This is a genomic window from Vibrio sp. 1069 (genome assembly GCF_033340555.1).
This window is the reverse complement of the sequence record NZ_JAWOWP010000137.1, coordinates 1-992: the sequence shown is the minus strand read 5'-3', so window position 1 is coordinate 992 and position 992 is coordinate 1. Positions and strand designations below refer to the sequence as shown.

Sequence of the window (992 nt, the reverse complement as noted above, 5' to 3'; positions counted from 1 at the left end):
GCCACAAAGCCACACTTTGGCTCAATGCGATGGATGACATCAAAGCGCATAAGAAAGTCCCTCTTCGCAAAAACGGCAACATCGCTTGGGTAATGCGACAAAACAGTCCTCAACTCAAAGCAGTGGTGAACAAATTCATCCAAAAATCTCGTTCAGGCACACTCCTTGGAAACGTCATATATAGCAAATACATCGACAATACCAATTGGCTCAATAAGGCACTTAACCCTAAGAAAATTGCCCAACTAGAAAAACTGTCGGCGCTGTTTTCGCGCTACGGGGAGAAATATGACTTGGATTATTTGCTGATTGCGGCGGTTGCGTATAAAGAGTCCGGATTTAATAACAACTTAGTCGGCACAAGAGGCGCAGTGGGCATAATGCAAGTCTTACCGAGCACAGCGAGCGATCCAAACATCAACATCAAAAATGTTCGACAACTCGAAAACAACATCCACGCAGGAGCGAAATACTTAGCGTTTTTACGTCGGCAGTACTTTGGCGATAAGGCCATTACGGCTGAGAACAAAATTTACTTTACCTTGGCGGCTTACAATGCAGGCCCAGGTAATGTCGAGAAAATGCGCAAGCGAGCCGCACAGCAAGGCTACGACCCCAACGTTTGGTTTAATAATGTCGAAGTGGTCATGCGAAAAAGCCTCAGCTCAACGGTCAGTTATGTGACCAGCGTGAACCGTTACTACGTCATCTATAAGCAACTAGAGAGCTTAGACCTCGCCAAAACACTAGAAAATGTGCTGCTGATTCCTGATGACCCGATCTTTATGACACCAATAAGGAAAATCACTCAAACGCCAGATACAAAAATGCCGCTTGTTAATTAAGCGACATTTTTATTATTCAGTGTACTTTGAAATTGCAGAGTGATTAATGTCACATTTTCATTCTAGTTAAAATTTAACCACTCTAAAAAACAGGCTGAACAACGCCCCTAAAAACGAAGGCGTTTTCAGCTGAGTACTCTATCCAAT

At 43.4% G+C, this 992-nt stretch carries 1 protein-coding gene; it reads left to right on the top strand.

Translation table 11 applies throughout. The features are described from left to right. Positions 1-845: transglycosylase SLT domain-containing protein (locus R7040_RS24975; protein WP_318097351.1), on the top strand; the 845-nt coding region annotated here is incomplete at its 5' end. Positions 846-992: the final 147 nt, after the last annotated feature.